The organism is Achromobacter semiaridum, assembly GCF_053543755.1.
The window spans coordinates 33632-49476 of record NZ_JBLVOL010000036.1; the positions used below are offsets into that span (position 1 = coordinate 33632).

Sequence of the window (15845 nt, forward strand, 5' to 3'; positions counted from 1 at the left end):
GGCGTGGCCTTGGCGGCCACCTGCTTGCCGCCCTTGGGCGCAGCGTTCTTGGCGGTGGACGAAGACTTGGGCGGGGCTTTCTTGGCGGTGGACGAAGATTTGGGCGCGGCTTGCTTGGCAGAGGCCGAAGACTTCGGCGCGGCTTGCTTGCCCGCCGACGTCTTGCCCGCACTGGCTTTGGGAGCGGGCGCTTTCTTGGCTTGTTGCGCCTTGCAAGCCGCCGATTTGGCGTTGGTCTTGCAAGGATCGGAATTTTTCGCGGCTTGCGCGGCGGGGGGCAGGAGCGCGCACAGCGCCAGCGCCGCCGGCGCTACCGCGTTCGCAATTGCACGTTTCCAGGAAAATGCCATGGTTGAGCAGGCTTGTCAGTCTGTGAAAAAGTATTTCTTAAGCCGGCGTTACGTCGGTTCAGGAAAAGTCCAGATGAATTAGGGGCTTACGCGTCGAATTTAAACAGCACATCAAGTTGCACGCAAGGCGATTCGCCATCTTGCCCGAAAAAAATATCGGTGACGTATTGACGAAGATTCAATTCGTCACAAGGCGCGACACGAGAAGCTAACGGCGCAAGGCGCGTGAGCGTAGCCCGGATTAACCCTCATCTGGCTGAACGCGCGGTATGGCGGGGAGCAAATGGGCGTCGGAATCGAGGCCGGGGGGTGGCCTCGCCGGGTGGAATCGAACCACCAATTGACCCTTAGGAGGGGCCGGTTATATCCATTTAACTACGGCGAGACGGTAATACAGGGGCCGCGCATGGGGTGGCGACCGGGCCAGAGTTTATCACTGCCGGGGGCATTAAGCGGCGTGCCCCGCCTGGGTGGTCGGTGTCGGTGGCATGGCGCGCTTGCGGGACCGCCGGCTTCGTACTCGTCTGATATTGCAGGGAAGGCGCGCCGGGAAGGCACGTTGGGCCGTCGGCCGGCGTCATAATGCGCGCAACGCCGCCGCGCACCATCACAATTACAACTTGCGCCCCGGCCCGATCCCTACGCAGGAGTTGTTCCATGATGCTGGGCTGGCTTGCGCTCGCCTTGTTCGCCCTTGCCGCGGTGGCGCTTGCCGTGTTCCGTCTGGCGGGCCGGCTCCGGCCCGGCGGCGGCGCCTTGTGCCGGGCGCCCGACCTGTTGGCTACGCTGGACTGCATCGAGCAAGGCGTAAGCGTGGTCGATGCCCGAATGCGGCTGGTGGCATGGAATCGGCAATATCAGCGCCTTTTCGACTACCCGGAAGGCCTTCTGCAAGTGGGACGCCCGGTGGCCGACGTGATCCGCTTCAATGCGCGTCGTGGCAAATTTGGCTCGGGACCCGGGCTGGATATCGAAGCGGTCGTGCGCAAGCGGGTCGGCTTCATGCGGGCCGGTACGGTCCACCGCAGCCAGCGCACGTTGCGGTCCGGACGGGTCTTGGAGCTGCGTGGCCGGCCTTTGCCCCGTGGCGGTTACGTCACCAGCTATAGCGACATCACCGAATTCAAGCGCGTGCAGCTTCAGCTGCGGGACATCCACGACACTTTTGAACGGCGCGTCAGTGCGCGCACCCGCCAGGCGGAGGCGGCGCAGCAGTCGCGCACGCAATTCCTGACGGCGATCAGCCACGATGTGCTGCAACCGATCAACGCGGCGCGGCTGTTTGCATCGGCGCTGGATGAAGAGCAAGAGCCCGAGGCGCAGCGCTACCTGGCCGGACGCATCAATACGTCACTGCGCGCCGCCGAAGAGCTGCTTGACGGCTTGCTTGACGTCTCGCGGCTGAATGCGGGCATGTTGCAGCCGGAGCCGATCGATTTCGACATCGAGCCCATGCTGCGTGAACTGGCCGACCAGTATGGCCACGTCGCGCTGCGGGCGGGCCTGCAACTGCGCCTGCATGCCAGGCGCCCGCTGCCGGTGCGCAGCGACCCGCGCCTGTTGCGTCGCGTCTTGCAGAACTTTCTGGCCAACGCCCTGCGCTACACGCGCAGCGGCCGCATCCTGTTAAGCGCGCGGTCTTGTCGCGGGCATGTGCGCTTGCAGGTCTGGGACACCGGCCCGGGCATTGCGCCCCAGCAGTTGCGCTACGTATACGACGAATTTCATCGTGACGCGCAAGGGCAGGGCGAGCAGGCGCGCGGCCATGGGCTGGGCCTGTCCATCTGCCGGCGCTTTGCGTCGCTGCTGGGGCATCCGCTGGACGCGCGCTCAGCCATTGGGCGCGGCAGCGTGTTTTCAATCAGCGTGCCCAGATCGCAACCCCGGTCGCAATCCCGGTCGCGGATTCGATCTCAATCGCAAACCGACGCACTAACGCAGCAGTGCCCGCACCGCCCGGCGCCCGACGACGAACCTCCCGTGGAGCCCGCCTCGCTACAAGGCTTGCGTGTGTTGTGCCTGGATAATGACGCCGACGTGCTTGGCGGCATGCAGGCGCTGCTGAGCCGCTGGCAAGCCAGCGTGTTGTGCGCCGCCACGCTGGACGATGCGCTGTTGATGATGCGGCATCAGCCGCACGTGCTGCTGGTGGACTACCACCTGCGCGACCGCCTTGATGGCCTGGACAGCCTGGATGCGCTGCGCGCCGCCGCGCCGTCCGTGCGAGGCGCGTTGCTATCGGTGGATGGCGATGGCGCATTGAGGCAGGCGGCGCGATTGCGCGGCTATCGGGTGCTGGCCAAGCCCGTCAAGCCGGCATCGCTGCGCGCCTTCCTGGCCGCAAAACTGCGCGCCCAGGCCGCGTTCAAACCTTGATGCCGTAACGCCAGGTGCCCAGCCCCAGGCGCTCGGCAATCAACACCGCCTGCGTCCGGTTGGACACGCGTAGCTTGCGCATAATGGCCGTCATGTGCGCCTTGATGGTGGCTTCGGATACCTGCAATTCATGCGCAATCTGTTTGTTCAACAGCCCGGCGCCCACCATCTGCAACACGCGAAACTGCTGCGGCGTCAGCTCGCGCACGCTGGCGGCCAACCCCGGTTCGCGTGTCGATGCGCAAGGGATGGCGTGAGTCGTGTCGGGCGCCCAGGTGCCCCCGTCCAGCACGTGGTTCAAGGCTACGCCCAGTGTGTCGGCGTCCGACGATTTGGGGATGAACCCCATTGCGCCGTGATCCAGCGCCCGCCGTATCAGGAGCGGGTCTTCGTGCGCCGACACGATGACAATCGGCAGTTGCGGACGTTGGCTGCGCAGCTGTTTCAGCGCCCCCAGGCCCGACGAGCCCGGCATGTCCAGATCCAGCAGGAGCAGGTCGGCGTCGGGGCAGGAATCGACCAGGTCGTAAAGCACCCTGACCTGGTCGGCCTCGTGGACGACGGCGCCGGGGAACACCCGGCCGATCACACCGCGCAGGGCTTCGCGAAACAGCGGATGGTCATCGGCGATAAGCAGGACTGGCATCGGCCGATCATGCCACACGCCGTTCGCGGACCAGCGCCTGCACCACCGACGGATCGGCCAGCGTGGTGATGTCGCCCAGATCGTCCACGGTGTTCTCGGCAATCTTGCGCAAGATGCGCCGCATGATCTTGCCCGAGCGCGTCTTGGGCAGGCTGGGCGCCCATTGCAGATGGTCGGGCGTGGCGATGGGGCCGATCTCGCGGCGCACATGCGCCACCAGTTCCTGCCGCAACGCATCGGACGGTTCCGCGCCCGCCTTCAGCGTGACATACACATAGATGCCCTGGCCCTTGATGTCGTGCGCGTAGCCCACGGCGGCGGCCTCGGCCACCTTGGGATGCAGCACCAGCGCGCTTTCCAGTTCGGCGGTGCCGATGCGGTGGCCGCTGACGTTCAGCACGTCGTCCACCCGCCCGGTGATCCAGTAATCGCCGTCTTCGTCGCGGCGGCAACTGTCGCCGGTGAAGTACATGCCGGGGTAGTCCTTGAAGCAGCTTTGGATATAGCGCGGTTCGTCGCCATACACGGTGCGCGCCTGCCCCGGCCAGGAATCGCGGATGAACAGGTTGCCCTCGCCCGGGCCGGTGATGATGGCGCCGGTCTTGACGTCGACCAGTTCGGGGCGGATGCCGAAGAACGGGGTGCCGGCCGCGCCGGGTTTGGCGGCCTTGGCGCCGGGCAGCGGCGAAATCAGGATGCCGCCGGTTTCGGTCTGCCACCATGTGTCCACGATGGGGCAGCGGCCCGCGCCCACCACGCCGTGATACCAGCGCCAGGCTTCCGGGTTGATGGGTTCGCCCACCGTGCCCAGCAAGCGCAACGACTGGCGTGATGTGCGCAGCACCGGGCCGGGGCCTTCGCGCATCAAGGCGCGGATGGCGGTGGGGGCGGTGTAGAAGATGGTCACGGCGTGCTTGTCAATCACCTGCCAGAAGCGCGAAGCGTCCGGGTAGCTGGGCACGCCTTCAAACACCACGGTGGTGGCGCCGTTGGCCAGCGGCCCGTACACCAGATAGCTGTGGCCGGTGATCCAGCCGACATCGGCCGTGCACCAGAACACGTCGTCGTCTCGGATGTCGAAGATGGCGGCGTGCGTGTAGGCGGCGTACACCAGGTAGCCGCCCGTGGTGTGCAGCATGCCCTTGGGCTTGCCGGTGCTGCCCGAGGTGTAGAGGATGAACAACGGGTCCTCGGCGTTCATGCGTTCGGGCGGGCAGTCGGTGGACTCGGCCTCCATCAGCTGATCCAGCCACTGGTCCCGGTGGGCGGTCATGGTGACGGGCGTGCCGGCGTGGGGCACCACCAGCACGCTGCGCACGCCTTCCATGCCCGGCATGTTCAGCGCGGCGTCCACGTTGTCTTTCAGGGGAATGGCGCGCCCCGCGCGGCGGCCGCTATCGGCCGTGATGATGGCTTTGGCGCCGCAGTTGCGCACGCGGGCGGCGATGGAGGCGGGTGCGAAACCGCCGAACACCACGTTGTGCACCGCACCGATGCGCGCGCAGGCCAGCAGCGCCACCACGGTTTCGACGATCATCGGCAGATAGATCGTGACGCGGTCGCCCCGCCCGATGCCCTGGCGGCGAAGCGCGTTGCCCATCTGGCAGACCTTGGCGTGCAATTCACGATACGTGACGCGTTGCGAGGGCAGGTCGGGGTCGTCGGATTCCCAGATCAGCGCGACCTTGTCGCCGCGCGCTTCCAGGTGCCGGTCCAGGCAGTTGACGCTGACGTTCAGTTCGCCATCGGCATACCAGCGGATGTGAAAGTTGTCGGCCGACAAGTCCACGTCGCGAATCTGGGTGGGCTCTTGATACCACTGCAAGCGCTTGGCGGCGTCCGCCCAGAACGCGTCGGGGTCCTGCAACGACGCCGCGTATCGCTGCGCGTATTGCTCCTGCGTCACCGTCTGCGGCCCGGCAAACCCTTCCGGGACGGGATAGCGATCGGGAATGGGTTCCATTAGGGCTCCTGGGGCGGTTGATGGGCGGGGGTTATGGGGCGCCGTTCATGCTCATGTTCGTGTTCATGTACGGGTTCATGTTCGGGTTCATGCCCGTATTCACGCGCGGCGTTCAATGCGCCACCGCCGTGGTGGCGCCGATGCCCGTCTGGCTACGCACGGTCAGCGCGTCGAAAGCCTGGGCTTCCTGTTGCGCGCGCGGGCTGTTGTCCAACTTTGAAAACAGCCAGATCGAAAAGAACGCAAGCGGAATGGACAGGATGCCGGGGTTGGGAAAGGGCGTGATGGGCGTGGCAAAGCCAAATACATCCACCCACACGGTGTCGCTCAGCACGACCCACAGCGTGGCGCTGGCCAGCCCCAGGAAGCCGCCGATGGTGGCCCCGCGCGTGGTGCAGCCGCGCCAGGAAATCGACAGCACCAGCACCGGAAAGTTGGCGCTGGCCGCGATGGCGAACGCCAGGCCAACCATGAAGGCCACGTTCTGGTTTTCAAACACGATACCCAGCAAGATCGCCATGACGCCCAGCGCGATGGTGGACAAGCGTGAAATGCGCATCTGCTGGCGTTCAGTGGCGCGCCCGCGTGCGATGACGTTGGCGTACAAGTCATGCGAAATGGCCGCGGCGCCGGCCAGCGCCAGCCCGGCCACCACCGCGACGATGGTGGCGAAGGTCACCGCCGCCAAAAAGCCCAGCAACAGGTTGCCGCCGACGGCGTTGGCCAGGTGCACCGCCACCATGTTGGTGCCGCCGACCAGGCTTTTCAGCATGTCGAACTTACCGTCGGCCCCCGTGACGAAATACTCGGGATGGCGCACCAGCAACGCCACCGCGCCAAAGCCGATGATGAACGTCAGCAGGTAGAAGTAGCCGATGAACGAGCTGGCGTAGATAACCGACTTGCGGGCTTCCTTGGCGTTGGACACGGTGAAGAATCGCATCAGGATATGTGGCAGGCCGGCCGTGCCGAACGCCAGCGCAATGCCCAGCGACAAGGCGTTAAGCGGGTTGCTGCTGACCTGCGCGCCCGGCGCCAGCAGTTCGCGGCCGGACGGGTGCACGCGCGTGGCTTCGGCCAGCAAGGCGTCGGGGCTGTAGTTGAACGCGGCCATGACCAGCACCGTCATCAAGGTGGCGCCCAACAGCATCAGCACGGCCTTGATGATCTGCACCCAGGTGGTGGCCGTCATGCCGCCGAAGGCCACGTAGATCATCATCAGCGAGCCGACGATGACGACGGCCACGTTGTAGTCCAGCCCGAAGAGCAGCACGATCAGCTTGCCCGCGCCCACCATCTGCGCAATCAGGTAGAGCGCGATGATCAGCAGCGATGCGCTGGCGGCCAGCACGCGCATCGGCGTTTGCGCCAGCCGGAACGAGGTCACGTCGGCAAAGTTGTAGCGTCCCAGATTGCGCAGCCGTTCCGCGATCAGGAACATGACCACGGGCCAGCCGAACAGGAACCCGATGGCGTAGATCATGCCGTCGAAACCGCTGACGTAGACCATGCCCGCGATGCCCAGGAACGAGGCGGCGGACAGGTAGTCGCCCGCGATCGCCAGGCCATTCTGAAACCCCGACAAGCCACCGCCGGCGGTGTAGAAATCAGACGTGGTGCGGGTGCGCTTGGCCGCCCAATACGTAATGCCCATGGTGCCCGCGATGAACGTCAGGAACATGACGATGGCGGACATGCTGGCCTGGCCGGTGGTGGCGGCGCGCGCCGATCCGGCCAGCGCGCAACCCGATATGAAAATCAATGCGGCGCCCAGTTTCTTGTTTTTCATGACACGTCCTTGATGATGGCGGCCAACAGCGGGTCGAACACGGAATTGGAGATATGCACGTAAGCCGAAATCAGCACCACGGCGCTGCACACGACCAGCGTGCCGGTTAGCACGCCGATGCTCATCGTCATGCCCGACACGGGGCTGCCGAAGAACACGGGGTCGAATGCCAGCGTCAGGATGAAGCCGGCGTAGATAACGGCGGTGATGGTGAAGAACAGCAGGCTGGCGCGACTGCGGCGTCGCAACAATTCCTGGTATTTGGGATGGCGCATGACGGCTGCGGTCATGGTGTCGGGGGTGGGCACGGTCGGGCTCCTTGTTGTTATTGCCGGGCGGCGTGTGGGCGCCCGGGGCGGCCTGCGCAGCGATGCCTTGCGGGCCTCTGCCCAATATAGAGACGCATCACCGGCGCGCACACTCGACCTTGGTCGTAGGGGGTAGGCCCTAGTGACAGCGCGGCATAAAGCGTGATTCGCCAGAAGGGCTATTACGGTTGGGCGCGCGGCGACTTGTATATGATGTTTGCCGAGTCCCGAGGAGGGGACGCAAACCCACACAACAACCAGACACGGGTTTCATGTCTACGCAAACCGATACGATTTCCACGCGCACCCTGATCCTGGGCACCCTGGTGGTGCTGCTTGCCATGGGCGTGCGCGCCACCTTTGGGCTGTTCATGCAGCCGATGGGCCTGGCCCACGGCTGGGGCCGCGATGTCTTTTCCATGGCATTCGCGCTACAGAACCTGGTCTGGGGCGTGGCCTGCATCTTCATGGGCATCCTGGCGGACCGCTACGGCTCGGGCCGCACCATCGCGCTGGGCGCCGTGCTGTACATGCTGGGCATGATCGGCACGCGCTTCGCCACCGATGAAGCTACGCTGTACCTGTCTGCCGGCGTGCTGGTCGGGCTGGGTCAGGCGGGCACGACGTTTCCGGTGATCCTGCCGGTGGTGGCGCGCGCCGTGCCGCCCGCCTATCGCAGCACGGCCATGGGCATCGCCAGCGCGGGCGGCTCGCTGGGCCAGTTTGCCGTGGTGCCGACCGGGCAGGCGCTGATCACCGGCATGGATTGGCCGGGCGCGTTGTGGGTCTTGTCCTTGTTCGTCGCCTGTGCCGCGCCGCTAGCCTACTACCTGCGCGGGCGCCCGCAAGCACAGTCGGGGCCGCAGCAGTCGCTGGCGTCCGCCGTGCGGCAGGCCGTGCGCCATCCGTCGTTTCACTTCCTGTTCTGGAGCTATTTTGTCTGCGGCTTTCACACCGCGTTCATCACGCTGCACTTGCCGGCGTACGTGACGGACGGTGGCTTGACGCCCGGGCAGGGCGCGACGGCGGTGGCGTTGATCGGCTTGTTCAATGTGCTGGGCTCGTTCTATGCGGGCAAGCTGGGCGGCAAATACAGCAAGAAGCGGCTGCTGGCCGTGGTGTATTTCATGCGGGCCTTCGGCATCCTGCTGCTGCTGGCGGTGCCGCTGTCGGCGTGGGTGCTGTACGTGTTCGCCGCGTGGATGGGCCTGTTCTGGCTGGGCACCGTGCCGCTGACCCAAGGGCTGATCGGTCAGATCTACGGGCTGCGCTATGCCGCCACGCTATCGGGCATCGTGTTCCTGGGCCATCAGCTGGGCAGCTTCACCGGGGTCTGGTTGGGCGGGTACGCCTACGCCAAGACCGGCAACTACGACATGGTCTGGTGGCTGGGCGTGGCGCTTGCCGTGATTGCCGCGCTGCTTTGCCTGCCGGTGCGGGAACAGCCCGTCACGCCTGTAGAGACGCGCCCCGTGTCGGCCTGAGGTGGCGTGGTGGCTGGCGCCGACCAGGAACCGCTTCGAAACGGTTCCAAAAGTGCCTTCACGCTGCGCTGCCGACTTCGTATTTGCTTGAAACCGCGATAAAACTGTCCCGCAACCCAACCGAAATCGACGGGCCTGTCATGCCATCCAACGATCCTTCCCTGTCGCCCGCCCATCCGCCCGCCGCCCGCCGCCATCGCGCCTGGCGCACGGCGGGCGTGCTGGCGCTGGGGGCGGTGCTGGGCCTGGCGTTCTGGGGCTACACCACGCCCGACATGCAGGTGCATTGGGAAAACCTGGCATCGCTTTGCGGCTTTTAGCCGCCTTTCCCCCGGCGGCTCGCGGTATCCTACGACGGTATTTTTCCCGTCGTTTTTTTCGTCTTCCCGCGCGGCCTTCAGGCGCGCGATTTACGGATGCCCATGCAGGACGCGTTGCTTTCCCATCCCTTTCTATCGCTGCCGGACATCGGCGCCCTGGCCGCCGCCGACACGCTGGTGCTGACGGTGAACAACCGGCTGTCGCGCCGGCTGACGCTGGAACTGGCGGGGCTGCTGCGCCAGGAACGCCAGGTCAGCGAACTGCCGCGCATCCTGCCGCTGTCCGCGTGGCTTGCCGAATCCGCCAACGAACTGGCGTTCGAAGCCGACGACGACGTGCCCGCCTATCGGCTGGACAGCTTCGCCACGCAGCTCGTCTGGACCGAAGCCATCCGCGCCGAAGAAGCCGAACGCGTGCTGCTTGATGCCAGCCAGGCGGCCAGGCTGGCGATGGACGCCGACCTGCTGATGGACGAATGGGACTTGCACGTACCGTCGGGCGCCGATACGGACGAATATCGCGGCTTTGCGCGCTGGCGCGTGCGCTATCGGCAAACGTTGGCGGGCATCGATGCCGAAGACGCCAACCAGGGCTACGCACGCGTGCTGCGCGCCTTGGAAGAGGGTCGTCTGCGCACGCCCGCGCAGTTGGTCCTGGCCGGCTTCACCGATATGTCGCCGCGATTTCGCCGCCTGCTCAGCGCCTTTGAGACTCGGGGTTCGCAGGTATCGCAATGGCGTGACGAGCAGCGTGTTGAAACCGCTGCGCGCCGTTTTGAAGCCGCCGACCAAGGCGCCGAATGGCGCGCGGCGGCGGCGTGGGCCGCCGGCCAGTTGAAGGCGCACCCGCAAGGGCGCTTTGCCATCGTGTCGCCGCAACTGGAAGCCGAATCGCCATTCGCGCGACGCATCTTGAGCCAGGCGCTGGCCGGTCGCGACGGCGCGCCCGCGCATGCCTTCAACGTGGCCGTGGGCCGACCCCTGAATGAATGGCCCATGGCGCGCGCCGCGCTGGCGTGGCTGCGCGCGTTGGCGGAATGCGCAAGCGGCAAGGGCTGCGGCGTGGATGTCATGGGCGCGGCCTTGCTGGCCGGGCATTGCGCGGGCGATGTTCACGACCGCGCTCGCCTGGCCGGCATCGACGCGCGCTGGCGCCGTCAAGCCGTGCAACATGTCAGCCCGCACGACTGGAAAAGACTGCTGGCCGATCTTCCCGCGCTGGCCACGGCGTGGCATCAGGCGCTGGAAATCTGGACGCAAGGCGGCCGCCAGGCGACGTGCGACGTCTGGATGCTGCGCATGAAAGCAGCGCTGACGGCGCTGGGTTTTCCTGGCGAAGGTGTGTTGGACAGCGTGGCCTATCAGGTCATGGGCGCACTGGGCGACGCGCTGGGCAGCTTTTCGGCCTTGGCGCCGGCGGCGGGCCGGCTGGGCGGGGTGGCGGCGGTCAACCTGCTGCAAAGCGTGGCGCGGTCGGCATCGTTTCAACCGCAGCGCGATCCCTCCGCGCGGCTTGACGTGCTGGGCCTGCTGGAAGCCGAAGGCGGCTATTGGGACGGCGTGTGGCTGCTGGGTTTGACGGACGACGTGCTGCCGGCATCGCCCAAGCCCAACCCGCTGTTGCCGCTGGCCGTGCTGCGCCAGGCCAAGGCGCCACGTGCCACACCCGAACGCGAGCGCGAATGGGCCGAAGGCATGTACGCCGCGCTGTGCCGTTGCGCGCCCGACATCATCGTCAGCCACGCCCACATGGACGGCGAACGCGAACTGCGGCCATCGCCGCTGATCGCGGCCGCCACGCTAACCGACTGGACACCGCCGGCTGCCGCTGCCATCGCGCCCTTGCCGCAAGAGTCGCTGGACGACAACCAGGGGCCGCCGCTGGCCCCGGGAAACCGGGGTGGCGGCGGGCTGGACGTGCTGGACACGCAGGCGCGCAATCCGCTTTGGGCGTTTGTGCGGCACCGGCTGGGCGGACGTGAACTGGCGCCTTATGCCGACAGCGCCACGGTCAACGTGCGCGGCCAGTTCCTGCACAAGGCGCTGGAATTGGTGTGGGGCATGATGCCCGACCAGGACACGCTGCACGAGGTCATGGCCACGAATCGCCTGGCAGCCTTGCTGGAGCAGGCCGTGGCGCAGGCCGCCGACGAACAGCTCAAAGACTACGCGCCCGCGTTGAAGGCGCTGGAATGCCAGCGCGCGCACGCCGTGCTGGCCGCGTGGCTGGACATGGAGGCGCAGCGCTTGCCGTTCGCGGTTGCGCAGGTCGAAAAAAACCACCAATGGCAACGCGGCGTGTTGAACCTGAAATTGCGTCTGGACCGCATTGACAGCCTGGCCGATGGCCGCAACGTCATCGTCGACTACAAGACGGGCGTGGCCGCCGCCAAGCCGGAACCCGACTGGTCGCGCAGCCGGCCCGTGAATGTGCAATTGCCGTTCTACGCGTCGGTGCTGGCCGATGCCGCGGGCGGCGAGGTTGCCGGGCTGGTGCTGGCGCAGATCCACGCGCGGCAGGTCGCGGCGCAGGGCCTGGCAGACGAAGACCTGGGCGTGCCCGGCGTGACGCTGGCCAGCGACAGCAAGTTCTTCGACGGTCTGACGTGGCCCGAAATCCGGCAGCGTTGGCGCGTTGCCATCGAAGCGCTGGCGGACGAGTACGTGGCGGGCGTGGCCACCAACGTGGCCTACCGCCGGGACGATTTGAAATACTGCGATGCATTGCCGTTCTTGCGTTTGCATCTTGACGACGAGGACGCCTAAGCCATGGCCGACACTGAACGCCTGCCACAGGACCACGCCGCGCGCACCGACGCGCTGGATCCCACTCGCTCTTTTCTCGTGCAAGCACCGGCCGGCTCGGGCAAGACCGAACTGCTGACCGACCGCATCCTGGCGCTGTTGGCCACGGTGAACCGGCCCGAGGAAATCGTCGCCATCACGTTCACGCGCAAGGCCGCGTCCGAAATGCATGCACGGGTGTTAAGCAAGCTGCGCCGCGGGCTGGACGCCCCGCCCGAGGCCATGCACGAGCGCCGCAGTTGGGAGCTGGCGCGCGCCGCCTTGGCGCGCAATGCCGAGCAGGGCTGGCATCTGCTGGATCACCCCGCGCGTCTGGCCATACGCACCATCGACTCGTTTTGTGCGGGCCTGGTGCGTAGCATGCCGTGGCTATCCGAGCTGGGCGGCATGCCCGAAATCACCGACGATGCGCGCGCGCACTACGAAGCGGCGGCGCGCGCCACGCTGGATCTTGCCGACGACTACGACGCGGTGCGCGTGCTGCTCAAGCATCTGGATGTAGACGTACAGGCCGCCAAGGACGCCCTGGCCGACATGCTGGGCCAGCGCGACCAATGGCTGCCGCTGCTGCGCCACGGCTCTGACCGCGCCGGCATGGAAGCGATGCTGGCCGAAGCCATCGGCGAAGACCTGGACGCGCTGTGCGACGCCATGCCGCTGGGTTGGGCCGATGCGCTGTGCGGCCCGGCCCGCCTGGCCGCGTCCCATTTGCAGGATGGCGAGGACGACAACAAGCTGCTGGCGCTATTGGACTGGACCGAAGACCTGCCGCCGGACGCCGAAATGCTGGACCAATGGCGCGCGGTGGCCCATCTGCTGTTGACCGGCACGGGCAGCCTGCGCAAGACCGTCAACAAGAACCTGGGTTTTCCGGCCAAATGCGCGCACAAGGAGCCCTTTGTGGCGTGGCTGGAATCGGCCGACGCTCAGGCGCCCTGGGTGCGCCGCCTGCACGCGGTGCGCGACATACCCGCGCCGCATTTCACGGACGAGCAATGGGAAGTGCTGGGCGCGCAATTGATGACGCTGGCGCTGGCCGTGGCGCAACTGCGCCTGCGCTTCGCGGACAAAGGCGAGGTCGATTTCATTGAAATCGCGCAACGCGCGGCGGCCGCCCTGGGCAGCGCCGATGATCCCGGCGAACTGCTGCTGAAACTGGACGCGTCGATTCGCCATTTGCTGATCGACGAGTTCCAGGACACCAGCCAGACGCAGCTAGACTTGCTGCGGACGTTGACGTCGGGCTGGCAGGCGGGCGACGGACGCAGCCTGTTCCTGGTGGGCGACCCGATGCAATCCATCTATCGTTTCCGCAAGGCGGAAGTGGGCCTGTTCCTGGAGGTGGCCGATATCGGCGTGGGCGAACTGACGCCTGATTTCCTGAACCTGACCGACAACTTCCGCTCGCAGGCGGGCATTGTGGATTGGGTGAACCGATCCTTCGCGGGCCTGCTGCCCCGGCGCAGCGACGCGGCGGCGGGGGCCATCGCGTACAGCCCGTCCACGGCCTTCCACGAGGCGCTGCCCGACCCGGCCGTGCGATTCCACCCCGCGTGGTCGCGCGCGGGCGGCTCGCCGGCCGAGGAGCAGGCAGAGGATATCGCTGTCGGGCTGGTGCGACAGGCGCTGATCGACCACAAGGGTGCCAAGCACCCCGTGGCGGTGTTGGTGCGAGCGCGCAGCCATCTGGGCAATCTGACGCGCCGCCTGGCGCAGGAAGGCATCCGCTGCCGTGCCGTGGACCTGGTGCCCCTGGCGCTGCGTCCGGTGGTGGCCGACCTGGTGCAGTTGGTGCGCGCGCTGTCGCACCCGGCCGACCGCATGGCGTGGCTGTCGGTGCTGCGGGCCCCGTACTGCGGGCTGACGCTGACGTCCCTGCAACGCCTGTTCGGCGACGACCACGTTACGCCGGTCCCCGTGTTGCTGGAACGCGCGCTGCGCATGACACCGGCCACGGCCCCGGCGGCCGCTGCCCGTGTTGGCGGTGGTGGCGCCCCCGCCGGCGGCGCGCAACGCTCGTTGTTTGACGCGGTTCCAGGCGCCGCGGACGGTACCACGCAATCCGCTTTGTTTGAAGCCTATCCCGACGCCGCGGGCAGCACCCAGCAAGCCGCGTTGTTGGATGCTGCCTCGTCCGCCGTTGGCCGCGGTCCACAAGGCGCATGGTCTGAAGCTGAATCGGCCGCATCCGAGACCCCACCCGCGCAAGCATTGCTGAGCCCCCAGGAATTCGAACGGCTACGGCAAGTTGCCGCCGTGCTGCTGGACAAGCGCAACGCTTCGGGTGCGATGCCGTTCGCCGCCTGGGTGGAGTCCCTGTGGCGCCGCCTGGGCGGCCCGGCGCTGTATGCAGGTTTGTCGGTGTCGAACGACGCCGAAAGCCTGTTCCAGCTGGTCGAGCGCCTGGCACCCCACGGCGCCATCGACCCCGCAGCGCTGGACGCCGGCATCTCGCGCCTGTTCGCCGCGCCCGACGCGGCGGACGAGGACGACGGCGCCGTCGAAATCATGACCATGCACAAGTCCAAGGGCCTGCAATTTGAAACCGTGATCCTGTACGGCCTGCATCGCGCCCCGCGCGGCGACCAGGCGCCGCTGGTGCGTTTTGAACAAAGCAGTGGCCGCGTGCTGTTCGGACCGGTCAAGCCGCGCGCCGAGGTCGAGGCCGACCCGATATCGCGCTATCTCGGCGCCCGCGAGGCACGCCGAGCATCCTATGAAATCGACCGCCTGCTGTACGTGGCGGCCACCCGCGCCCGCAAACGTTTGCACCTGGTAGGGCACGTGTCCATCGACGAAGCCAGCGGCCAGGTAAAAACCCCGCCATCCGCCAGCCTGCTGGGCCGTCTGTGGCCTTGCCTGCAAACCCCCGCACCACCCTCGCTGGACCAACAGGCCGAACCCGACGCCGCCGACACCCCCGAATGGCAAGGCGAGCCACTGCGCCGCGTCGCCGGCGAGGGCCTGACGCAATTGGCCCAACAGTCCAACGTACTTATCAGCGCCGGTTTCGGCACCGCCGAACGTGGCTCCTGGGGCGATGGCACCGAACACCCCGCCTGGCAACTGGAAGCCGGCTACGACGCCGCCATCGGCACGCTGGCCCACGCCTGGCTTGCCCGCATCGGCCAAGACGGCGTACAGGCCTGGCCGCCCGAAGCCCTGGCCGACCGCCTGCCCGCCATGCGCCGCCAACTGACCCGCGCCGGCATCCCCGCATCCCAAGCCGACGCCGCCGCCGAAGCCGTCCTCGAAACCCTGCAAGCCACGCTGTCCGACGAACGCGGCCTTTGGTTGCTATCCCAATCCGGCGCCCGCCGCGAATGGCCCCTGATCGACGCCGCCGGCAAGGTCTCGGTCATCGACCTGGCCCTGAGCACCGAAGACGGTTGGCTGATCGTCGACTACAAAACCGGCCGCCCCCACCCCGGCGAACCCCCCGCCACCTTCGCCGCCAGAATGCGCCAGCGCCACGGCGACCAACTCTTACGCTACTGCTCGCAAGTCACCTCCCTAGACGGCCGCAAAGCCAAAGCCGCCCTATATTTCCCCAGAGCCAAGGCCTGGATCGACCTACACCAATGACCAAACGCCCCCTGGCCCGAAACAACTAACCCCAGTCCCAAGCCGCCAAGCAACCCCGTGGCGCACGCCATCAATGCGAGCCGAACATACAGATAAGCCGCGGCAAGCAGATAAGGTGCAAGCTAAGCAAAGCAAAGCAAGGCAAAGCAACGCAAAGCAAAGCAAAGCAAAGCAAAGCAAGCAAGCAAGGCAAAGCAAGCAAGGCAAAGCAAGCAAGGC

Annotated in this window: 9 protein-coding genes, 1 tRNA gene and 1 pseudogene; 5 read left to right on the plus strand and 6 right to left on the minus strand. The window is 66.6% G+C overall.

What is annotated here, in order from left to right; all coding sequences use genetic code 11:
- Both ACNPP0_RS11210 and ACNPP0_RS11215 read right to left on the minus strand, forming a co-directional pair.
- Positions 1-350: pseudogene (locus ACNPP0_RS11210) on the minus strand (D-alanyl-D-alanine carboxypeptidase); the annotation flags it as partial.
- 310 nt (positions 351-660) lie between these two features.
- Positions 661-735, minus strand: a tRNA-Arg gene (locus ACNPP0_RS11215).
- A 272-nt stretch (positions 736-1007) separates the two neighbouring features.
- Between ACNPP0_RS11215 and ACNPP0_RS11220 the strand changes: the two genes are divergently transcribed.
- Positions 1008-2726 (plus strand): ATP-binding response regulator, encoded by a 1719-nt coding sequence (locus tag ACNPP0_RS11220; RefSeq protein WP_448705910.1) that lies wholly within the window; start codon positions 1008-1010, stop codon positions 2724-2726.
- Here the strand turns inward: ACNPP0_RS11220 and ACNPP0_RS11225 are convergent.
- The 4 genes from ACNPP0_RS11225 to ACNPP0_RS11240 form a co-directional block, all read right to left on the minus strand.
- The gene (locus tag ACNPP0_RS11225) at positions 2716-3372 is read right to left on the minus strand and encodes a response regulator (protein ID WP_448705911.1); all 657 of its coding nucleotides are present in this window, start codon (positions 3370-3372) and stop codon (positions 2716-2718) included. The two genes, ACNPP0_RS11220 and ACNPP0_RS11225, sit on opposite strands and share 11 nt — an antisense overlap.
- A gap of 7 nt (positions 3373-3379) precedes the next feature.
- A complete protein-coding gene (gene acs, locus ACNPP0_RS11230; RefSeq protein ID WP_448705912.1) occupies positions 3380-5335 on the minus strand; it encodes an acetate--CoA ligase in 1956 nt (651 codons plus the stop codon).
- A gap of 112 nt (positions 5336-5447) precedes the next feature.
- Positions 5448-7124: a cation/acetate symporter ActP gene (locus ACNPP0_RS11235; protein ID WP_332613219.1), complete on the minus strand. Its 1677-nt coding sequence runs from the start codon at positions 7122-7124 to the stop codon at positions 5448-5450.
- On the minus strand, positions 7121-7414 hold the full coding sequence (locus ACNPP0_RS11240; protein ID WP_448705915.1) for a DUF485 domain-containing protein: 294 nt from the start codon (positions 7412-7414) through the stop codon (positions 7121-7123). The genes ACNPP0_RS11235 and ACNPP0_RS11240 overlap by 4 nt, the downstream gene beginning before the upstream one ends.
- Positions 7415-7704: 290 nt before the next feature.
- Here ACNPP0_RS11240 and ACNPP0_RS11245 point away from each other — a divergent pair, with 290 nt between their 5' ends.
- The 4 genes from ACNPP0_RS11245 to ACNPP0_RS11260 all read left to right on the plus strand — a co-directional run bounded on the left by ACNPP0_RS11245 (position 7705) and on the right by ACNPP0_RS11260 (position 15626).
- Positions 7705-8916, plus strand: coding sequence for an MFS transporter (locus ACNPP0_RS11245; protein WP_332613222.1), 1212 nt, complete (start codon positions 7705-7707; stop codon positions 8914-8916).
- 140 nt (positions 8917-9056) lie between these two features.
- A complete protein-coding gene (locus ACNPP0_RS11250; protein ID WP_332613223.1) occupies positions 9057-9236 on the plus strand; it encodes a hypothetical protein in 180 nt (59 codons plus the stop codon).
- Positions 9237-9338: 102 nt separating this feature from the next.
- Positions 9339-12002, plus strand: a complete 2664-nt coding sequence (locus ACNPP0_RS11255) for a PD-(D/E)XK nuclease family protein (protein ID WP_448705913.1) — start codon at positions 9339-9341, stop codon at positions 12000-12002.
- A 3-nt stretch (positions 12003-12005) separates the two neighbouring features.
- On the plus strand, positions 12006-15626 hold the full coding sequence (locus ACNPP0_RS11260; protein WP_448705914.1) for a UvrD-helicase domain-containing protein: 3621 nt from the start codon (positions 12006-12008) through the stop codon (positions 15624-15626).
- The last annotated feature ends 219 nt before the right edge of the window (positions 15627-15845 follow it).